17 protein-coding genes are annotated in these 22,269 nt (G+C 40.6%); 6 read left to right on the top strand and 11 right to left on the bottom strand.

Annotated features, from left to right (window positions below):
- The 6 genes from nuoG to ndhC all read right to left on the bottom strand — a co-directional run bounded on the left by nuoG (position 1) and on the right by ndhC (position 7,656).
- A complete protein-coding gene (gene nuoG, locus ASF86_RS16535) occupies positions 1-2,685 on the bottom strand; it encodes an NADH-quinone oxidoreductase subunit NuoG (protein ID WP_056483796.1) in 2,685 nt (894 codons plus the stop codon).
- A gap of 12 nt (positions 2,686-2,697) precedes the next feature.
- Complete coding sequence (gene nuoF, locus ASF86_RS16530) at positions 2,698-4,029, bottom strand: NADH-quinone oxidoreductase subunit NuoF (protein ID WP_003653475.1); 1,332 nt, start codon at positions 4,027-4,029, stop codon at positions 2,698-2,700.
- A complete protein-coding gene (gene nuoE / locus ASF86_RS16525) occupies positions 4,026-4,535 on the bottom strand; it encodes an NADH-quinone oxidoreductase subunit NuoE (protein ID WP_056483793.1) in 510 nt (169 codons plus the stop codon). The genes nuoF and nuoE overlap by 4 nt, the downstream gene beginning before the upstream one ends.
- Before the next feature lie 13 nt (positions 4,536-4,548).
- Positions 4,549-6,336 (bottom strand): NADH-quinone oxidoreductase subunit C/D, encoded by a 1,788-nt coding sequence (gene nuoC, locus ASF86_RS16520; protein ID WP_016139137.1) that lies wholly within the window; start codon positions 6,334-6,336, stop codon positions 4,549-4,551.
- Between the two features lie 84 nt (positions 6,337-6,420).
- On the bottom strand, positions 6,421-7,098 hold the full coding sequence (locus ASF86_RS16515) for a NuoB/complex I 20 kDa subunit family protein (protein WP_002050353.1): 678 nt from the start codon (positions 7,096-7,098) through the stop codon (positions 6,421-6,423).
- A 6-nt stretch (positions 7,099-7,104) separates the two neighbouring features.
- On the bottom strand, positions 7,105-7,656 hold the full coding sequence (gene ndhC, locus ASF86_RS16510) for an NADH-quinone oxidoreductase subunit A (RefSeq protein WP_056483790.1): 552 nt from the start codon (positions 7,654-7,656) through the stop codon (positions 7,105-7,107).
- A 424-nt stretch (positions 7,657-8,080) separates the two neighbouring features.
- Between ndhC and ASF86_RS16505 the strand changes: the two genes are divergently transcribed.
- Positions 8,081-9,499, top strand: a complete 1,419-nt coding sequence (locus tag ASF86_RS16505; RefSeq protein WP_056483787.1) for a GGDEF domain-containing protein — start codon at positions 8,081-8,083, stop codon at positions 9,497-9,499.
- A gap of 91 nt (positions 9,500-9,590) precedes the next feature.
- Positions 9,591-9,944, top strand: a complete 354-nt coding sequence (locus ASF86_RS16500) for a hypothetical protein (RefSeq protein WP_003653485.1) — start codon at positions 9,591-9,593, stop codon at positions 9,942-9,944.
- A gap of 22 nt (positions 9,945-9,966) precedes the next feature.
- On the opposite strand, the gene bfmS is transcribed toward ASF86_RS16500, so the two are convergent.
- From bfmS to ASF86_RS16485, 3 genes are read right to left on the bottom strand one after another with little or no spacing between them, the layout of a single operon-like run.
- Positions 9,967-11,616 (bottom strand): sensor histidine kinase BfmS, encoded by a 1,650-nt coding sequence (bfmS, locus tag ASF86_RS16495; RefSeq protein WP_017392321.1) that lies wholly within the window; start codon positions 11,614-11,616, stop codon positions 9,967-9,969.
- 32 nt (positions 11,617-11,648) lie between these two features.
- Complete coding sequence (gene bfmR, locus ASF86_RS16490) at positions 11,649-12,365, bottom strand: response regulator transcription factor BfmR (RefSeq protein WP_003653488.1); 717 nt, start codon at positions 12,363-12,365, stop codon at positions 11,649-11,651.
- Positions 12,362-12,544: a hypothetical protein gene (locus tag ASF86_RS16485; RefSeq protein ID WP_016801725.1), complete on the bottom strand. Its 183-nt coding sequence runs from the start codon at positions 12,542-12,544 to the stop codon at positions 12,362-12,364. The genes bfmR and ASF86_RS16485 overlap by 4 nt, the downstream gene beginning before the upstream one ends.
- Before the next feature lie 353 nt (positions 12,545-12,897).
- On the opposite strand from ASF86_RS16485, the gene ASF86_RS16480 reads away from it, so the two are divergent.
- The 4 genes from ASF86_RS16480 (at position 12,898) to ASF86_RS16470 (ending at position 18,571) form a co-directional block, all read left to right on the top strand.
- The gene (locus ASF86_RS16480; RefSeq protein WP_005042869.1) at positions 12,898-15,729 is read left to right on the top strand and encodes a ribonucleoside-diphosphate reductase subunit alpha; all 2,832 of its coding nucleotides are present in this window, start codon (positions 12,898-12,900) and stop codon (positions 15,727-15,729) included.
- Positions 15,730-15,785: 56 nt separating this feature from the next.
- Entirely contained in the window at positions 15,786-15,917 is a 132-nt protein-coding gene (locus ASF86_RS19445; protein WP_080593108.1) for a preprotein translocase subunit YajC, read from the top strand.
- 141 nt (positions 15,918-16,058) lie between these two features.
- Positions 16,059-17,342: a ribonucleotide-diphosphate reductase subunit beta gene (locus ASF86_RS16475; protein WP_005042873.1), complete on the top strand. Its 1,284-nt coding sequence runs from the start codon at positions 16,059-16,061 to the stop codon at positions 17,340-17,342.
- 359 nt (positions 17,343-17,701) lie between these two features.
- A complete protein-coding gene (locus ASF86_RS16470; protein ID WP_056483784.1) occupies positions 17,702-18,571 on the top strand; it encodes a bestrophin family protein in 870 nt (289 codons plus the stop codon).
- A gap of 345 nt (positions 18,572-18,916) precedes the next feature.
- Here ASF86_RS16470 and fdhD read toward each other — a convergent pair whose 3' ends face one another.
- Both fdhD and ASF86_RS16460 read right to left on the bottom strand, forming a co-directional pair.
- Entirely contained in the window at positions 18,917-19,705 is a 789-nt protein-coding gene (gene fdhD / locus ASF86_RS16465) for a formate dehydrogenase accessory sulfurtransferase FdhD (protein WP_056483781.1), read from the bottom strand.
- An 81-nt stretch (positions 19,706-19,786) separates the two neighbouring features.
- Positions 19,787-22,216: an FdhF/YdeP family oxidoreductase gene (locus tag ASF86_RS16460; protein WP_017392325.1), complete on the bottom strand. Its 2,430-nt coding sequence runs from the start codon at positions 22,214-22,216 to the stop codon at positions 19,787-19,789.
- Between the last annotated feature and the right edge of the window lie 53 nt (positions 22,217-22,269).

Raw genomic sequence — 22,269 nt, 5'->3', positions numbered from 1 at the left:
TTACACTCCTAAAGCCACTGAAACAGGCTCAGCTAGTGACACCATTGGTGCTAAACCAACTGGGTAACCAATATAACCTGTAGGTAAATATTCAATTACTTGTACAGGCAAGCTCACACTGGTTTCGCCTGCTTTTACTGTAATGCGTTGACCTTCTTGAAGATTCAAACGACTTGCATCTTGTTCGCCCACTGCAAACATAGCTTCTGGAATACGAGTTTCCATTGCAGGTGTTTTAGTAGTGAATTCACCAGAACCAAAAATATGATGCATTGGTACTAAGCGGAAACTTTCAGGGTTTGCAACTACCGCTACTGGAGCTACATAGCTACGTGCAGGACGTTTTGCCAAGCGATCGAATAAACGAATACCTGAATCACCACCTTTTAAGTGACCACCCACTTCATCTTGGTATTTGTTCCAAGATTGTGGAGAGTTCCAGCCCGGAGCCCATGCAAATGGTACTAATGATGATGCTTTTTGAGGACCAACATAACCTTCCATTGAGAATGTTAATGCTGAATCTAGATCTGTAGGCTGTTTAGGTTCATGAACCGATAACGGCGCACGCATTGCTGTACGACCTGAATAACGACGTGGTTCACGTGCAATTTTCAAACCATGTACACGGTAACCTGCATCAGGCGCCACATCTTGAATAGCTTCAAGTACTGGTACATTTTTTACGATGCTTTCAATCACATCATCAAGCAATGTCCAGTCTACAGCTTTACCTTTAATGCCAGTTTCAATGGCATGTAACCAACGCCATGATTCTTTAATTGCATAATCAGGTTTGTAGTAACTTGGATCATAAACTTGATAGAAACGCTGTGCACGACCTTCTTGGCTTACAACAGTACCGTCACCTTCGGCAAAGCTTGCTGCTGAAAGTACAATATCAGCCTGTTTCACAGTTTCAGTTTCACTGTGATCAAGCACAATTACTGTTTCAGCTTTATCAAGTGCAGCCTGCACTTGTACAGCAGGTAAGCGACGGAACAAGTCATTTTCAACAATCACAAGTGTGTCGTAGTCTTGAGCAAATGCTTGTTCGAGGCTTAAGCCACCAAACAATCCCAAGCCCATCGAGTTCACTTCAGGAACCACAAGACTTAAACCAGCTTTAGAACCCAAGTTCTGAGTCAACTCAGCCGCAGCTTCCATAATAGAAGCATCTTGCAAGCTAGTACCCGCAATGATTAATGGCTTGTTTGCTGCTTTTAACGTATCAGCAATGGTTTGAGCAAATGCTTTTGCATCGTCATCTAAACCATTCACTGTTTCGCCTTTCACTGCCGCAGCTACTGCAAAACCTAAACGAGCAATGTCATTTGGAGAAGCAACAACTTCACCAGTTGCAACATCGGCAAGGCGAGTTTGAGTTGCAGCCAAGATATAGATCGGAGATTTTGCTTCTTGACCAATACGTTGTACAGGCTCAGCTAACCAGTCTGGCGTACGTGTTTTTGCAGCCATTTCACGAGCTTTGTTTTTCGCAGCTTGACGAACTGACAAGGCCATACGTGGTGCAGTTTGAGTCAGGTCTTCACCTAAAATCAAGACAGCATCATAGCTTTCGATTTCACGCATGTTCGGGTTGTAAATACCCTCGGTTTGCATGATAGATGCAGCAAGTTCAACAAGTTTTTGCTCTTTTTGTGCAACACCAGTTGAGTAATTTGCCTGACCTACAAGCTCACGTAATGCATAGTTCGATTCCAAGCTTGCGCGCGGAGAACCAATACCCAAGACTTTTTTGCCTTGAAGCTTCGCAATCGTTTGATCTAAAGCTTGATCGACAGAAACAGTTGCAACAGTTTCACCGTTACGGAACTGAGGCTGACGTGGACGGTCTGCACGGTTTACATAACCTGTGCCAAAACGACCTTTGTCACAAAGGAAGTATTGGTTAACCGAACCATTGAAACGGTTTTCTACACGACGGATTTCACCATAACGTTCACCCGGAGAAATGTTACAACCAGAAGAACAGCCTTGACACACGCTTGGTGCATACTGCATGTCCCATTTACGGTTATAACGCTCTGAATGTGTCTTATCAGTGAATACACCTGTTGGACATACTTCAGTCAAGTTACCCGAGAATTCAGACTCTAAAGTACCTGATTCAGGACGACCGAAATACACACGAGATGCATTGGCATACACACCAAAGTCCGTACCGCCCGCATAGTCGTTGTAGTAACGAACACAACGGTAACAAGCAATACAGCGGTTCATTTCATGTGCAATGAATGAGCCGAGTTCTTGGTTGTAATGCGTACGCTTTGTAAAACGGTAGCGACGACGGTCATGACCAGTCATCACAGTCATATCTTGTAAATGACAGTGACCACCCTCTTCACAGACTGGACAGTCGTGTGGGTGATTCGTCATCAAAAATTCAACAATAGATGCACGGAAATCTGTTGCTTCTTTGTCTTCAATCGAGATATAGGTATTGTCAGATGCTGGTGTCATGCATGACATGACCAAACGACCACGCGTATCTTCTGGATTCGCATATTGCGTAACAGCACATTGACGGCAAGAACCAACCGAACCTAAGGATGGATGCCAACAAAAATATGGGATGTCGATGCCCAGACTCAAACATGCTTGTAGCAAGTTTTCCGAGCCGTTGACTTCATACGATTTTCCATCGACATGAATTGTAGCCATAAGTCGAATTCCTTAAGCTTGTTCTACGTTGCTGGTTTGCACGACAGGACGAGTCGTCACTTTCGCTTCAAACTCACCACGGAAATGTTTGAGTGCGCCCATAAGCGGCTCCATCGCACCTGGTGCGTGGGCACAGAAAGTTTTACCAATCCATAATTTACGAGTCAATTCTTGTAAATGATCGATATCTTCTTTCTTACCTTCGCCTACTTCAAGTGCTTTAAGCGCTTTAACAGCCCATGGCAAACCATCACGACATGGTGTACAGAAACCACATGATTCGCGCGCAAAGAACTCTTCTAAGTTACGAGTGAGCGATACCATACATTGAGTTTCGTCAACCACCATCAATAAACATGTTCCCAAACGAGAACCTGCTTTCATAATCGTGTCTGCATCCATTGGTAAATCAATGGTATCAGCCGGTAAAAAGTCAGTTGAAGCACCACCCGGTAACCATGCTTTAAGCTTTAAGCCCTCACGCATACCGCCAGCATGATCTTCAATCACTTCACGTGCAGTTGTACCAAATGGCAACTCCCAAAGACCTGGGAATTTTACTTTACCTGATGCACCATAAATTTTAGTGCCTGGGTCTTTTGATTTACCTGCTGATAAACCGATATACCACTCTGGACCACGAAGCATAATTGCTGGCAAGTTGTTATAAGTTTCAACGTTGTTCACAATTGTTGGACGGCCCCATGCACCTGCAACTTGCGGGAATGGTGGCTTAGTACGTGGGTTTGCACGACGGCCTTCGAGCGAGTTAATCAATGCAGTTTCTTCACCACAGATATAACGCCCTGCACCCGTATGTACATGCAGATCAAAATTCCAGCCAGAACCTAAAATGTTTTCGCCTAAATAACCTTTAGCACGAATCTGTTCTAATGCTTCATTTAAATATTGAGCTGCCTCAATATATTCACCACGGATAAAGATGTAACCTTGAGTTGCCTCTAATGTATAACCCGCAATCAACATACCTTCGATCAATTGATGTGGAAGTTTTTCCATCAACAAACGGTCTTTAAAAGTACCCGGCTCCATTTCGTCGGCATTACAGATCAAATAACGTGGACCACCATCATTTGGTGCCATTAATGACCATTTAATACCCGCTGGGAAACCCGCACCACCACGACCTTTTACAGTTGCAGCTTTAATGACGTCTAACACTTCAGCAGGTTTCATGCCTAATGCTTTTTTAAAGCCAGCATAACCTTCAAGTGCTTCGTAATCATCAGCACCACGAACTTCTTCACGTTTACTTAAACGCCAAGTGAGCGGATGAGTTTCTGGATTACCGTCGCCATAAATTGGTTTTGGTTCAGTATTCATACATACTTCTCCAATAACTGTTTAATTGATGTCACTTCGACTAAACCGTGAGTATCTTCATCAATCATTAAAGTTGGGCCTTTGTCGCAGTTGCCTAGGCAGCAAATTGGAAGCAGTGTAAAACGACCATCTGGTGTCGTTTGACCGTACTGAATTCCTAATTCGCGCTGGAATGCTTCAGCAAGTGTTTCTGCACCCATTAAGAAGCAAGCAATTGAGTCACAAAGCAAAATCACGTGACGACCTACCGGGTAGCGATAGATACGGTTGTAAAATGTTGCAACACCTTCCAAATCAGCAACACTCATCGACAATAACTGTGCGATGGCATTCATTTGAGCGTCATCTACCCAACCATTACGGCGTTGTACACACTTCAATGCATCCAAAGAGGCTGCACGAGGGTATGGATAGTGACCAATGTGATGTTCGATGTCGTGAATTTCTTCCGCAGTCAAAATCCCTTCAACATTCACACGTGGCTTTTTATCAGTCAAAATCATCATTATGTGTTACCTCTTAGCGATCCACGTCAGCCATAACCACGTCAATGGTCGCCAGATAAATGATTAAGTCAGATACCAAACTGCCGTTAATCACTGCAGGCATTTGCTGTAAGTGAGTAAACGTCGGTGTACGAATACGAGTACGATAACTCATCGTCGATTTATCTGAAGTCAAGTAATACGTACTTGCACCTTTAACCACTTCAGTCATAAATGATGACTCGCCCGCTGGCATGACAGGACCCCATGAAACGCTCAAGAAGTGCGTAATCAAGGTTTCAATATCTTGTAATGTCTTATCTTTCGGTGGTGGAACAGCCAATGGATGATCCGCTTTATATGGACCAGAAGGCATGTTATCCAAACACTGTTGAATAATTTTTAACGACTCAGTAATTTCACGGAAGTGAACGAGTACACGTGCATATGCATCGCCTTCATACTCAACTGGCACATCAAAATCGAAGTTTTCATAGCCACTGTATGGACGATATTTACGAACGTCAAAATCGATACCTGTCGCACGTAAACCAGTACCTGTCACACCCCATGCGAGTGCAGACTTGGCATCGTATTGTGCAACGTTACGCGTACGGCCAATAAACACAGAGTTTTTCAATGCTGCTGTGTAGTACTCGTTTAAGCGCTTAGGCATCCACTCTAGCAATTCTTTAACAAGTTTTTGCCAGTTATTTGGAAGATCGTGCGCTGTACCACCAATACGGAACCATGCTGGATGCATACGATAACCCGTAATTGCTTCAACAATGTCGTAAACTTTTTGACGGTCTGCGAACATATAAAATACTGGTGTCATACCACCGGCATCCTGAATTGCCGTACCACAGAACAACAAGTGGTTATTAATACGGAATAATTCGTTCAACATGACACGAATGACTTGAGCACGTTCAGGAACTTTAATTCCTGCCATTTGTTCTACAGCCATCACATACGGCATGTTCTGAGCACAACCACCTAAGTAGTCAACACGGTCAGTATAAGGAATGAAAGAGTGCCATGTTTGACGTTCAGCCATCTTTTCCACACCACGGTGGTGATAACCAATATCAGGAACACAGTCCTTCACTTCTTCGCCATCTAACTGCAATACAACACGGAACGCACCATGTGCAGATGGATGGTTAGGACCCAAGTTCAGGAACATGAAGTCTTCGTCAGCGTTACCGCGTTTAAGACCCCAGTCTTCTGGCACAAAACGTAAGTGCTCTTGTTCAAAGTCTTGTTTCGCTTTGTCTTGCATGTACGGCGTATATTCTGTCGCACGTGCTGAATATTCTTTACGTAAAGGATGACCTTCCCAGTACGTTGGCAACAAGATACGACGGAGCATTGGATGCCCTTCGAAATTGATACCGAACATATCGTAAGCTTCACGTTCATACCAGTTGGCATTTGGCCAGATATTAGTCGCTGTCGGAAGGTTAAGATCATTTTCGTTCAAGGCAACCTTGATACGAATGTCACTATTACGCTCAAGCGATAATAAATGATAGAACACAGTGAAGTCAGATGCTGGCAAACCATCACGATGAACACGTAAACGCTCATCCATCGCAGATAAGTCAAACAGCATTACATATGGACGTTCCACTTTACGTAGGAACATAAGGACTTCTTGCACGCGTGCGCGCTCAACCCAGACTGTTGGAAACTCTTCAAAAGTCGCCTGCACGTAAAAGTTCTCACCAAATTTGGTTTTGAGTTCTTCTACGATTGCAAATGCTGGGCGTGAATCAACTGGTGTTGACTCTGGCATAGCAATGTCAGTTTCAGCCATTGGCTTGGCTTCCTATTTAATACAAATTCTGTCAATTTTCTCGATGAACATATCGGTTAGATATGTCAAAGCACCGTCAAAAAATTATTTAATCTCATCCATAGAGCGTAAGTTTTTAACGGCAATACGCTGCGCATTCTTACGGTCACGTTCTGGCATCATCTTTGGCTTATACACTGGCTGAAGATCATCACCGATCACGGCAGAAAGCGGGCGTCGCTCTAATTGAATCTGGTCTTGTAAAAGCATTAAAGCTTGAATTAACGCTTCAGGACGAGGTGGACAACCTGGGACGTACACGTCAACAGGAATAATTTTGTCTACACCTTGTACTACTGAATAGATGTCGTACATACCTCCAGAGTTTGCACAAGCACCCATCGAGATGACCCATTTAGGCTCTAACATCTGTTCATATAGACGCTGAATAACTGGTGCCATTTTTACGAAACAGGTTCCGGCAACAATCATCAAGTCAGCTTGACGAGGTGAAGCACGGATAACCTCTGCGCCGAAACGTGACAAGTCATGCACACCTGTTAAGGTCGTTGCATATTCAACGTAACAACATGAGGTACCAAAGTTAAATGGCCACAAGGAGTTTTTACGCCCCCAGTTTACTGCTGTATGCAAGACATCCTCTAAACGAGTCATGAATACGTTTTTATTCACTTCCTCTTCTAATGGATCTGTCACGATTTGACGTTCTTGCAATGGGTATTGATCAGCATCCGGATTCGCGCGGGTCAGAGTATATTTCATCCCGACTTACTCCTTTTCAGATGACAATGCAGGTGTAGTTTTTGACTTAACACGACCTGATGATTGAGCTGGAATCTGGCCTGTAGGGTCAGTTACGAGCTCTTCAATAGAGTTAAAGCATGTAATTTCAGCAATGTTCATTGTTGGCGAACCGATTTTAATCGCCTCACCTGCTGATTTACGGCGATCTGCTGGTGACCAACTTAAAGCACCTACAGAGAAGGCATAAACAAGCGCAATCAATAAATCAACGACAAAGATCACGACAGTGGTATATCCCAACCACCCTACTTCACGCACAGAAGTAGACCATGCATAGAGGTAAAGTGCCTCTAAGTCGAAGACAACAAAGAAAATTGCAACTAAATAGAACTTTGCAGACAGGCGAATGCGAGCGCCACCAGCACTCACGACACCCGATTCAAACTGCTCTTGCTTAGCACGCCCCCACGATTTCCCCCCGAGGAGTAAGGGAACTGTGAGCATAAAGACGCAAAGAAATGTAACGCCGATCACGAAGGCGATAATCGCCCAGTCGTATGGAGTAATGGCACTCATGCGGGGATAACTCCTGGCAGGCCTATTATTTAACAAAGAATGTATGTATTGGCCTTCAAATACACCAAACACAAAATTAATCCCGCCAATTGTACCTGATTTCTAATTTCGCATGCTAGTTGAAGCGTCTTAGTCTTTCGGATGATTTTCTAAACAAAACTATTCTTCTATGGGTTGTAAGGGGGGTTTCACCACGCATAATCGGTTTATTTAATAGTTTTTTTGTTTATGATGATTTTTTTCATTTTTTAATTTTAGAATAATTACATAGTTCATCGACCATTAAGTTTTTATAACTTACTTTTTTATAATATTAGTTTGTTTTTTATTGTATTCAACTTCCCCTCTGAATTATGATGAATGTTTAGTCATACATAATATTTTATTACTCTTGGATAAGAGTGTTTATCATTAAGGGCAGCTGATGCCAGACTCACTTCGTGAATTTTCATTTCCCTCTTCTTTAAAATTTTTTCTCCTGTTTGGCTTCATTATTACGGTATGTTGTTTTATTGGCATCGCATCTCGTCCTTTAAGTTTTCTGGCGTTCTTTTGGCCAGCCAATTCTGTTTTGCTCGGTCTACTCATTCGCTTTTCGAGCACACGTCGACCCAGCACGTTTTTAGGTGCCTACATAGGTTATGTTATTGCTGACCTATTTCAGGGTACTCCATTTGCTCTCACACTCGTTTTAACAACGTCAAATTTTATTTATGTTGTTAGTACCCTCGCCCTCTATATGTTTTTTAATCAGCATATTAAAGCGGCCTATCGAGGCTATTCCTACCTCTTTTTATTTGGTCTATGTGGGATAGGTAGCATAGCAGGCGCATTATTTGCAGCAACTTTTGTGCCTATGTTTAATACTAAATTTATGCTTGGTAATTTGTGGGATGAATTCGGTTACTGGTTCACTTCAGAACTACAAAATGCCCTACTTCTTTTACCTATCATCTTGAACCTGCCTCAATATAGTCAGGTAAAACACTACTTTTCTAGAAATCGTGGCTTACAAGCGATTGACCTATTACCTTTTTTGGCTGTCATTATTTCTATTGCCGCCAGCTATTATGATTCCGGTCCTGGTTCGCTCCTCTACCCGATTGCTGCACTCATCTGGTGCGCTATTCGCTACAAACCTATTATCGTTGCACTCATTACAACCTTTACCAGTGCCTATATTATCTATCATGTCTCTGGACATTACCTTCTGCTTTATCCGAACGAATATTTAAGCAATACCATTTCAATTCGTATTGGATTAATCATGATGACGATTGCACCTCTTACCGTCTCTAGCATTAGTGTTTTACATTCAGAGTTAATTCAAAAGCTTCAACATGCTATTGCACATGACGAGCTAACCTCTAGCCTCACCCGACGCCAGTTTTTGCAGTCGGTCAGATTACTTCAAGAAAAGGTATACAAGGAAAATAAAACCTCAGCATTTTTCATGCTTGATGTAGACCATTTCAAACAAGTTAATGACAACTACGGCCATCAAATAGGTGACCGCGCCCTACAGACCTGTGTCACCACCATTCAAAATATTTTGCATCCTCATGACTTATTGGGCCGCTTTGGCGGTGAAGAATTTGCAATTTTTATTGCAGATACAACCAAGGAGAGTGCTTTTGACCTTGCAGAGCAAATACGAATTAAAATTAGTCAGCAACCGATTTATATTTATGGGAAATTACCAATTTTCATTCAAGTGAGTATTGGCATAAGTTTATATTCACCATCTTCTCATAGAGCGATTGAAAATTTATTTAAAGAAGCCGATGACGCTTTATATCAAGCAAAACGCCAAGGGCGTAATCGGGTCTTTATATCTTTATAGGTTTTCATTTAATCATCTAGTGTAATGAATTTTATACAATATCCTATATTTTGCCATGTATGCTAATAACAGATAATAAGGAGAAAAATGCATGACTCTAGAATATACGCATAAACCAAACTACTACTTGTTTGCGCAATTACTTGTGCGACATATAGAAAGCTATATTCACAAACATCCAGATGCTAACAATGCAATTTTTGACTTGCGAGATGTCTATGAAATATTTAGGCAGGATTTTGCGTCAACTACAACAAACCTAGAAGGTATTTTGCATATTGCGGATGAATATAAAATAGAAACGCTTAATGGAGATCAACCTCTTATTCAAAAATACCAGATTGATGCAAAAAATAATTCATTACTGATCGACTTTAATTCCGATGCGTTGAGCAGCTTAAGAAGCGGAAAACCTATTTTGGAACCAGATGCAACTCGATTATAAATAATGCAATAAAAAAGCACCTTTATGAAGGTGCTTTTTTATTGGCTTTCAAAGGAGGTTGTTTAAAGCGCTTTGCAGGCCATGTCATGATAAAGCGAGCTCCACCTAATGTAGGACTTTCATCTACTTTAATTTCACCACCAAACCAGTAAGCAATACGGCTTACAATAGACAACCCTAAACCATAGCCACCCGACGCACGAGTACGACTATCATCCAAGCGAGCAAAGGCTTCAAATACTCTTTGACGATCTTGTTCCGGAATTCCGGCGCCATCATCTTCAACACAAACAAAGGCCATGCCATCGCTGTGAACACCACCTGTAATGCGAACTTTGTTATCACAATAACGAACAGCGTTACCTACCAAGTTTTGAACAACCCGATGTAAATAACGACGCTCTGCATCTACTTTCAAATAAACAGGGGGAGCAACAAGTTCAATTTCTTTTTGCGTTTTTAAAGCTTCGGTTTCTACCGCAACCTGATCCAATACATCGAATAGAGCAATTTCAGCAAAATCTAATGAAGGTGTACCCTGCTCTAGTTTTGCATAAGTCATGATTTCATCAATTAAGGTATTGAGCGCCTCAATATCTTTATCAATCATATCAACCTGATGCATACGATGGTTGTAATCGTCTTCTTCTGCCAACATTTCTGTACCAAAGCGTATACGGGCAACTGGTGTTCTCAATTCATGAGATACTGCTCTCATCAACTCGCGCTGAGCCTCGATTAAACGCTGAATATGATCAGACATGTTGTTATAACTTGATGCCAAGTTTGCCATTTCGTCACTTCCTTCAATAGGAACACGCAATGACAAATCACCAGACTTCATACGGTTTAACGCATAACGGACTTGGCGAATTTTACGTTCTAACGGCAAGATAAGACCGTAAACACCTAAACTTAGTAGGAATAGGCTAAATAAGGTAATTCCTGCTGAAAGCTGTAAAGGCATCCAGTTAAACATCGGAACCGGTCCAAGAACCAGAACTTGTGCAGGATGATTTGGTATTGGAGATACGATCGAAATGGTCGTACCACGCATTGTTGCACTATCTTTGTACAACATGACACTTTGGTCTTGGCGTAAACGGCCAATTTGCTCAGAATCCAGATTAACGTCTTGAATATTGTAGATATTAATTGGATATGAAAAATGTTTCTGAATCTTGGCAAGATATTCTTGTTCTTGCCCCGGATAAAACATTAGATAATCAAGTACAAAAATAGGGAGAGCCTTCATTTGGCGCTCACTAATTTTGTCAACTTTTATGGATAAATAGTGCTGAGGATCATCACGCAAGCCAATAATAATATACGCAATACTATTACTGGCATCGTAACGGACAACAGATTTTTGAGCTTCGATCCGTTTTTTCTCGGTACGAGATAACTCAACCTTGCTCGCATCAGTGTAGTAAATTGGAAGTTCCAATAAATCCGATGCATCTGAAACCCAGTCTATTTTTTGTTGCTTCCCCGGTTGTCGAGCGACTCCTTCACTAATGACATAAGAAATACCATCAGTTAAAGACTCTCGGTATTCTTGTGCCCGTTGATAATTGATGATTTGTACAAGCAAATAACCAAAAACGGCAACCAAAACAACAAGAATTACCAGTCCCGCATATATTCGCAGGAATATGCTGTGTTTAAACACTCGACCAACCTTATAGGAAGTTTATGCAGATCTTATAACCCATTGGTTTCTTTAACGAACAAGTAACCTTTACTACGTACTGTTTTAATACGCTTTGGATTTTCAGGATCATCGCCAATTTTTGGACGAATACGTGAGATACGGACATCGATTGAACGGTCCTGACCATCGTATTCAATACCGCGTAAACGTTCGAAGATATCTTCACGCGATAAGATACGGCCAGCATTTGATGCAAGCAACCATAATAGGTCATATTCTGCGCTAGTGAAATCAACAAGCTCACCATGCAACGTTACTGAACGGCCGCCATTATCAATCACAAGGTCATCAAACTCGATACGTTGTGCAACTTCGTCTTCTACAGTTTTATCTGTACGACGTAATAACGCACGGATACGGGCTAAAAGTACACGTGGCTGAACTGGTTTAGCGACATAGTCATCCGCTCCCATTTCAAGGCCAAGTACCTGATCCATATCTTCTGTACGTGCAGTCAACATAAGAATCGGTTGATGATAATGTGGACGAACTTCACGGCAAACGGTTAAGCCATCGGCACCCGGCAACATGACATCCAAGACCACTAGATCTGGTTGTTCACTAATAATACGACGAATTGCACGGTTACCATCAGTTTCTACACCAACTTCCAAGCCGTTGCGGATTAAATACTCTTGAGTTAATCGTGCTAAACGCTCGTCGTCTTCAACGATCAGAATCTTTGGTAACTTTTCTTCTTGGCTCATATCATTGCCCCTATAAATCTCATTACATGCATCTTAAAAATCTTGCAGATACATTCGTTTATCATTTGCAATATACACACGTTTACATTGTAAACAAGTAGGCGTTCACCAAACTGATACATGACAACCATGTTTTGTTGCATTTTATTAACCTTTGAATTTTCTCGTGTTTTTAACATTTAGTTATTGTTATTAAATTTCATATTCTATTCATATTTCCAATGTATGAATATTAAACAAATTATTTCTTTAACTACTTTAATTGTATTTAAGTGCTTGTTTTTTGAGTTATCCACAAAGTTATCTATAAGTGTTTTTTGATAGCTTTGCTATGCTATCTCTCATCAAATCATACAGATAAAAAATTACTAAAAAGTCAAGATTGATCTGCTATGAAAAATCCCGTATCTTGTGTTCAAAATAAACTTTAACTACTAAGTCTTGTGTTTATCCCTCAAACATCGTGGCATACTTTTTGCTCGGTTCAAACGGTCTATAAACATAACAAAAGTGACAATGGAGCTATGCTGGCATGAGCGTAATTACTTCGACTCCCGGTCAAATTCAGGTGATCAAACGCACTGGAGATGTTGCTGCATTTGATGCAGAGAAAATTTCTGTTGCGATTGGTAAAGCTTTTCTTGCTGTGGAAGGTCAACAGAGTTCGGATTCAAGCCGTATTCACGACCGTATTACCCAACTGACGGAAATGGTATTAAATACTTTCACTCGCCGTTTACCATCAGGCGGTACGATCCATATTGAAGAAATTCAAGATCAGGTTGAGCTTGCTTTAATGCGTACCGGAGAACAGAAAGTTGCCCGCGCTTACGTAATTTACCGCGAACAACGTACGACAGCTCGTCAGCAAACGAACTCAAACCACCATCCTACGTTACAAGTGACCGATGCAAACGGTCAGCTTCAGCCACTTGATTTAAGTGCATTGCAAGCAACTGTAGCTAAAGCAGCCGAAGGTTTGGAAGGTATTGACGTTCAGGCTATTGTCGATGAAACCGTTAAAAACTTATATAACGGCGTAAAAGAGACTGATATTGCCACTACGATGATGATGGCAACACGTACTCGTATTGAACAAGAACCAAACTATACTTACGTGACTGCACGTTTGCTTTCTAGTGAATTAGTGAGCACCGGTTTAGCGTTCTTAGGCTTACCTACAGATACTCCTGAAAACACTGCACTCGAAGCCTTTTTGAAAAAAGGTGTAGAGCTTGATCTGCTTTCACCAGACTTGCTTGATTTCGATTTAGAGAAACTTGCAGCAGCAATTCAACCAGAACGCTCTAATCAGTTTACCTATTTAGGTTTACAGACTTTATTTGACCGTTACTTCATTCACTCAAACGGCGTTCGCTTCGAATTACCGCAATTATTCTTTATGCGTGTGTCGATGGGTCTTACGTTAAATGAGCAAAATAAAGAAGAACGTGCAATCGAGTTCTATAACTTATTGTCTAGCTTCGACTACATGGCTTCTACGCCTACCCTGTTTAACTCAGGTACGTTACGTCCACAGCTTTCTAGTTGTTACTTAACAACGATTGGCGATGACCTCTATGACATTTATGGCGCAATGCGTGACAACGCAATGCTTTCTAAATGGGCTGGCGGTTTAGGTAATGACTGGACACCTGTACGTGCCTTGAACTCTTACATTAAGGGTACAAACGGTAAGTCTCAGGGTGTAGTTCCATTCTTGAAAGTTGCGAACGATACAGCCGTTGCGGTAAACCAAGGTGGTAAGCGTAAAGGTGCAGTATGTGCATACTTAGAAACTTGGCACTTAGACATCGAAGAGTTTTTAGAACTTCGTAAAAACACTGGTGATGACCGTCGCCGTACACATGACATGAACACTGCGAACTGGGTTCCAGACTTGTTTATGCAACGTGTATTTGAAGATGGTGAATGGACATTATTTACGCCTTCTGAAACTCCAGACTTGCACGACTTAACTGGTGCTGAATTTGCTGAGCGTTATGCTTACTATGAGTCTGTAGCGAAAGAAACAAACATGCTACACAAGAAAGTACGTGCTAAAGACTTATGGCGCAAAATGCTTTCTATGTTGTTTGAAACTGGTCACCCGTGGATTACATTCAAAGATGTATGTAACTTACGTTCACCACAACAACATGTTGGTGTAGTTCACTCATCTAACTTATGTACTGAAATTACCTTGAACACAAATCAAGACGAAATTGCAGTATGTAACTTGGGCTCGATCAACCTTGTACAACACGTTCAAGGTGGTGTGTTAGACCGTGAGAAGTTAGCTCGCACAATTAAAACAGCAGTACGCATGCTCGATAACGTTATCGACATTAACTACTACGCTGTACCACAAGCGAAAAACTCGAACTTGAAACACCGCCCTGTGGGTATGGGTATCATGGGCTTCCAAGATGCTCTATATGAAATGAACATCGCTTACGGTTCAGACGCTGCTATTGATTTTGCTGATGAATCAATGGAAGTGATTAGCTACTACGCAATTGAAACTTCAAGCAACTTGGCTGTTGAACGTGGTGCTTACTCAACATTCAAAGGTTCATTGTGGGATCAAGGTATCCTCCCAATCGACTCTTTAGAAATTGTTGCGAAATCTCGTCCAGAGCGCATGTTCGAAGTTGACCGTACTCAACGTTTAGACTGGGACACTTTACGTGCCAAAGTTCAAAAAGACGGTATGCGTAACTCAAATGTGATGGCAATTGCTCCTACTGCAACCATCTCTAACATCTGTGGTGTTTCTCAATCAATTGAGCCAACATTCCAGAACTTATATGTGAAATCTAACTTGTCTGGTGAATTCACTGTCATTAACCCATACCTCGTTCGCGCATTAAAAGAACGTGGTCTTTGGGATACAGTGATGGTTAATGACTTGAAACACTTCGAAGGTTCAGTACAAAAAATTGCTCGTATTCCTGAAGAATTAAAAGCAATCTTTGCTACTGCGTTTGAAGTGGATACACGCTGGATCGTTGATGCTGCATCACGCCGTCAAAAATGGATCGATCAAGCACAGTCGCTTAACCTTTACATTGCTGGTGCAAATGGTAAGAAACTTGACATCACTTATAAGATGGCATGGTTACGTGGTCTTAAAACGACTTATTACCTCCGAGCTTTAGGTGCAACTTCTGCTGAAAAATCTACAATTAACACAGGTGCTTTAAACGCAGTTAAACCTGCGACTGTTGAAGCGGCTCCGGTTGCTGCCCCTGTTGTAGAAGCGAAAAAGCCTGAAGCAGTTGAAGAAGATGGTTTTACCCAAGCAGCTCCAGTTCCAATGGCTTGTTCAATCGACAATCCTGATTGCGAAGCTTGCCAATAACATTCAATAAAATTGCTCTTTTTCGCTAAAGAGCAATTTTACAAGAGGTAAAGATTATGCTTTCTCATCTCAGCCATAACTATATGCTTGGTGTTGGAGTTTTAATCTTTGCCTTTCTTTTCTTTTATATACCGCTGATTTACGCATTTTTCACAATACGTAAGCAACAGCGTAAGCAAAATAAGTAGTAGGGAGTAGAGACCAAAGGCCCAAAATTTGGTCATACCTCAATAAAACTTAATTTTGTTTACACATTAAAAGCGTATAGTAGGGACATCTTCGTTTAAGAGATGTCAAATATAGATATACACAACGAAGAGAGAACAAAAATGTCTATCCTTAGTTGGGACGATTTTGAAGATGATTCGCAAAAACCGGCTGCACCTGAACTCAAGTCTGCGCCCGTCAAATCGGAAAAAACGACTAATTCGCAGAATGTATCTTCTGCGGAGTCATCATCGCAGAGCTTGGCAACTTCACAATCCGCTGGAACCCATTCCGTGCGACCAACAGTTGCCTCCGATACGGTGGCTAGAGCCTCTGCAGCCTTAGAACATTTAGATGTTGCTCCTGGCCTTGAAGAGCTAGAAATGGGCGCACAACGTGTTCAAGTTGACGACAAAGCCATGATTAACTGTCGTGCTGACTTGAACCAGCTTGTTCCATTTAAATATGAGTGGGCTTGGCAGAAGTATCTTGACGGGTGTGCAAACCACTGGATGCCGCAAGAAGTAAACATGAACCTAGACATCGCGCTTTGGAAGTCTGAAAATGGCTTAACTGAAGATGAGCGTACGATTGTTATGCGTTCTTTAGGTTTCTTCTCGACTGCTGACTCTTTGGTTGCAAACAACTTGGTATTGGCAATTTACCGCCACATTACCAACCCTGAATGTCGTCAGTACATTTTGCGTCAAGCATTTGAAGAAGCAATTCACACTCATGCTTACCAATACTGTATCGAATCTTTAGGTATGGACGAAGGCGAAGTCTTCAACATGTACCGTGAAGTTCCATCTGTTGCGCGTAAAGCAGCGTGGGGATTGAAATATACTCAATCTTTAACAGATCCTAATTTCCACACAGGCACACCTGAAAACGACCAACGTTTACTTCGTAACTTGATCGCGTTCTACTGTGTTCTTGAAGGGATCTTCTTCTACTGTGGCTTTACTCAAATTTTGAGTATGGGTCGTCGTAACAAGATGAACGGTGTTGCTGAGCAATTCCAATACATCTTGCGTGATGAATCTATGCACTTGAACTTTGGTATCGACATGATTAACCAAATCAAGATTGAGAACCCTCACCTTTGGAGCGCAGAGTTCCAACAAGAAGTGGTTCAAATGATTGTTGAAGGTACAATGCTTGAAATCGAATATGCACGTGACACGATGCCACGTGGTGTATTGGGTATGAACGCAAGCATGATGGAAGAATATTTGAAATTCATCTGTAACCGCCGTTTATCTCAGTTAGGTTTACCAGAGCAATTTGCTGGTGTAACGAACCCATTTGCATGGATGTCTGAGATGATGGACTTACGTAAAGAGAAGAACTTCTTTGAAACGCGTGTAACTGACTACCAAACTGGTGGCGCGTTAAGCTGGTAAGTTTGATTCGATCTGAATTAAAAGACAGACAGTTAATGTAAAATTTTTGATGTATATTTCGAAAATTACATTAATCAAAAATCGAGTTAAAAAGAGCCTAAATCTTAGGCTCTTTTTAATTTATAGGATAAATAAAATATAGATATTTGAACTATTTCGCTAATTTTTTCTCTTTATAATACAACATGAAAACATATTCACTTTGATTATAAAATTTCACACAATTTGATTATAACATATTGATTTTACTTATTTTAACAACAAATTCGACATAAAAAATTTATCCAAGCAAAAATTTAAGCTTCTATTAATTCTAATATATCTAAATTATAATAAAATCAGATATAAAGGAAAACACCATGTTTGAAAGAGACAAAAAAAGCATCATATCCTTACTTTTTGCATGGAATGAAACGGTTTTGCCTCAAATACTTCCTGCACTCATTCTAGTGTTGGTAATGTCAACTGCATTTAGCAGTTTGATATACTTCAATGTAATTAAAATTGCAACTTTCCCCACCATTAGCTTCTCAATATTTGGTGTTATTTTATCCATTTTTTTAGGTTTCAAAAATACTGCTTGTTATGATCGGTGGTGGGAGGCGAGAAAACTTTGGGGAACATTAATCGCTTCATCAAGACACATTCTCCGTGAAACTCTTTTACTCACAAAATCTTATCGAGTATTGATACTGAATTATTTAATATTATTCAGTAGTATATTGCGCTATAGATTACGTAATACCCCATTAAATGCAGACCTACTCTCAAATTATAGTTTTCTCAGCGATTCTGATATCAAAATATTACTAGAACAAAAAAATCCACCTCAATTTATTTTAGAAAAAATACAGCATGTTTTAATTACAGCCCTGAAAGAACAAGCTGTGACAGACATTATTTACAATCAAATAAACACGCATATTACTGATTTAGGTAATGTCCAAGCAGGATGCGATAGAATAAAAGACTCACCTCTTCCATACTCATATTCTGTATTATTACATCGCGCTGTATATTGCTTCTGTTTTATATTGCCATTTAGCTTAGAAACAACTTTAGGAATCGGCACTCCTTTCTTAGTCGGCCTGATTGCTTATTTATTCTTAGGATTAGATGCTCTCAGTACTCAGCTTGAAGAACCTTTTAGCTTAAATATAAATGGTTTACCTTTAGACAAGATGGTTTCAAATATTGAATATGAAATGAATAAAGATTTATTAGATTGATAATATAATTCTGCCCCTTATAGATACCAAATGGTATCTGTTAATAGTTCTATTTCCTCTCTATTATTAGTCACATATAACAGTGCGAATGCTGCTCGCTACTTTTCTCCAACCGAAAGCTTTGCGGGCATATTTGTGCGGAAATAATTGAGCATCTTGAGATACTAAACACCCATACGACGTTGTTGAATAGATAAATTTATTTTCTCTTTTTTATCAAAAGCAAACTTGAATATTGATTTAAATCCAACCTTGTATTGGAGCTATTGGTCTAGCAATCACATGCAAGATACTATTTTTTTGCACCTGAATGTCCAGCCAGACCAATTACTGAAGCATCAGAATTTATTGAGTATAGACTACAAAACCGTCGCCTCGACAAAAGCTTGCCAAAGTTAAGCCGGCTGTTTGTGCCATTTGTATTGCCATACTCGTTGGGGCCGAAATCGTTGCAAGTAAAGCTATATTTAAAACAGCACACTTTCGAATCAGCTCATAACTTGCTCGACTAGTCATCACAACAAAGCCTTTCGATAAGTCAAAGTTCTGTGCAGAAATATGCCCCAGCAATTTGTCTAATGCATTATGACGTCCAACATCTTCAAATAAAGCTAGAATTATTCCATTCTCAACCCAAGCTGCAGCATGCGCCCCCCCTGTAACAGCCGTAATTTTTTGCTGACTTTTTAATTGTTTCACTGCGCTAGGGATTTCACTTAACCAATCTGGTTTAACTGGATGACTAATTTTTGGTAAAGAAAAATGTAATTGTTGTAGGCTCTCTATACCGCATAAGCCACATCCCGTTCTACCAATGAGCATTCTGCGATGTTCTTTTAATGCCATAAAAGCTTTTGATGAAATCTGCATCTCAACCTGTATGCCAAAATTATTCTGAATTATATCAATTGAATAAATTTCTTTTAAACTTCCAACTATCCCTTCAGAAAGACTAAAACCTTTTGCAAATTCTACTACATCAGTTGGTGTAGCCATCATAACAGCATGCGATATACCATTATAAACTAAGGCAATAGGATACTCTTGAACAACCTTATCAAACTGAGTCTCTGTTTGGCCTTTCTCAAATCGTGTGATTTGAACTGACTCATAACCTAAAAATTGTGATTCCAACTTTAGCTTTCCTTACAATTAAGGATGGCAATCAAAGATTGCCATCCAATTTCACTCATAGTGGACTAAAGTAGTAAATATTTAAATTACAACTTTTTTATCTGCATCTTCAGGATCAACTTCAGTAAATAAATTGAAGTGCTCAGGCGCATCACCTGGATGTAGAATAACCGGAATGCTCTTCGAAGCTGGAATTTTGGCGTATTTATCATGGCTTGAAAGCGCAACAAGAGGATTCGTCTCAGGATAGTATGCCGCTAAACTTCCTTGTGGAATGTTATAAGGTACTATTCGGAAACTTTTGACCACTCGTTTCACGCCATCAGAGAATACGCTTTCAATATCAACCCATTGATTGTCAACAAATCCTGCTTCATCAATGTCTTTTTGATTCATAAACAATACGCGACGTTGACCAAAAACACCTCTATATCGGTCATCAAGACCGTATAAAGTCGTGTTGTATTGATCGTGTGAACGAGTCGTCATTAACGTATAGACTTTGCTCTCTGTATACTCATCAGCATATTGACTTTCTTGATCTTTATAGACTTCTGTTAATGGTGTGATGAGGAACTGAGCTTTACCAGCTGGGGTGTTCCAAACTTTCTCATTCGCAGGATGGATAAGATGGAAACCACCTGGTTGATATACGCGACCATTGAAATCTTTGAACTCTTCAAAAACGTCTTCAATAGAATCACGGATACGATCATAATCCTCAATATACCAACGCCATTTAATTTTAGAGTCAGTTAAAGTCGCTTCAGCCATTCGTGCAACAATATCAGGTTCTGAAAGTAAGTTTTGTGAGGCAGGCTCATTACGCCCAGCTGACAAATGGACATTACTCATTGAATCTTCAACCGAGATAGCCTGATTACCCTTCAGTTGTTTATCTACTTCTGTTCGACCTAAACACGGTAAAACTAATGCTTCTTTACCACAAACTAAATGACTGCGGTTTAACTTAGTTGCAACATTGACAACCAATGAACAACGTCTTAAAGCCTCTTGTGTATAAGGAGTATCTGGAGTTGCAACCGCGAAGTTTCCACCTAAGCCAATAAAGACTTTCACATCGCCTTCATACATCGCCTTAATGGTATCAACAACACCAAAACCATGGTTTCGAGGTGATTTAATTCCAAAAACACGGTCAATGTCATCCAGCATTTTTTTACTTGGTATTTCATTAATCCCCATGGTTCTGTCACCCTGCACATTACTATGCCCACGAACCGGACATAAGCCTGCGCCTGGACGACCAATCTGCCCTTTTGCCAACATTAAATTAGCTAACATATGGACATTGGCGGTACCATGTCTGTGTTGTGTGATGCCCATTCCCCAACAAAAAATTGAACGTTCGGCATCCATATACATTTTAGCAAGTGATTCCAGATGTTCAGGAGAAAGACCAGAATACTTATAGATATCACTCCATTCTGTTCGATCAACTTCTTGCATCATTTCGTCAAAACCGACTGTATTCTCGGCAATATATTGACGATCAAATACACTTTTTTTACCAGCTTGGGTTGCTTGTTTATCCCACTCGCGAAGATGCTTCATCATCCCTAATAGAAGAGCATAATCCCCCCCAATTTTAGGTTGGAAATAAAAACGACTAATCGGAGTACTGCCATTAGTCATCATTTCAAGTGGTGCTTGTGGATCTTGGAAGCGCTCTAATCCACGTTCTTTAATAGGATTAATCGCAATAATATTACCGCCTCTACGTGAAACTTCACGCAAAGTACCGAGCATTCGAGGATGGTTCGTACCAGGGTTATGGCCAAAGCTAAATACAGCATCAGCTTCATCAAAATCTTCTAAAGTAACGGTTCCCTTTCCAAGTCCTATTGAGTCTAACAAACCAACACTAGTTGTCTCATGACACATATTTGAACAATCAGGGAAGTTATTCGTTCCGAAACTACGCACAAATAACTGATACAAGAAAGCTGCTTCGTTACTTGCTCGACCTGATGTATAAAATGCAGCTTGATCTGGGTTATCTAAAGCCTGAAGATGCTTAGCAATGATTTGAAATGCATCATCCCAAGAAATTGGAACATATTTGTCCGTAGCTGCATCATAACGCATTGGATCTGTTAAGCGTCCCAAATCCTCTAGATAGAAGTCATTTTGCTCAGATAGCCAACTCACAGTATGATGCGCAAAAAACTCTGGAGTAACTCGTTTACTTGTTGCTTCAAATGCAACAGCTTTTGCTCCATTTTCACAAAAGTTAAATGCATGAGCATTCTTTTTTTCAGGCCAAGCACAACCAGGACAGTCAAAACCTGTTGGCTGGTTAATATTCATTAATGTGATTGAGCCTTTAGCAAAGACTTCTTGCCTTTTTAAATTTCGGGCAACACTCAATAAGGCTCCCCAGCCACCAGCTGGATGCGTATAAGGTTCGATACGCGCGAAATTTGTATTTTCCTGAATATGACGCTCTTCGCCTTCAGCTTCAGGTTTTATTTGTTCTGAATTGTTCATTTGAGTGCCCTCTTGATTGGGTTACCTGATTTAATCCAAAATCAGCTCATGAA

The sequence above is a fragment of the Acinetobacter sp. Leaf130 genome (assembly GCF_001423205.1).
Lineage (GTDB): Bacteria > Pseudomonadota > Gammaproteobacteria > Pseudomonadales > Moraxellaceae > Acinetobacter > Acinetobacter calcoaceticus.
The sequence above is the reverse complement of the archived record's forward strand: the minus strand, read 5'-3'. Positions and strand labels throughout refer to the sequence as shown.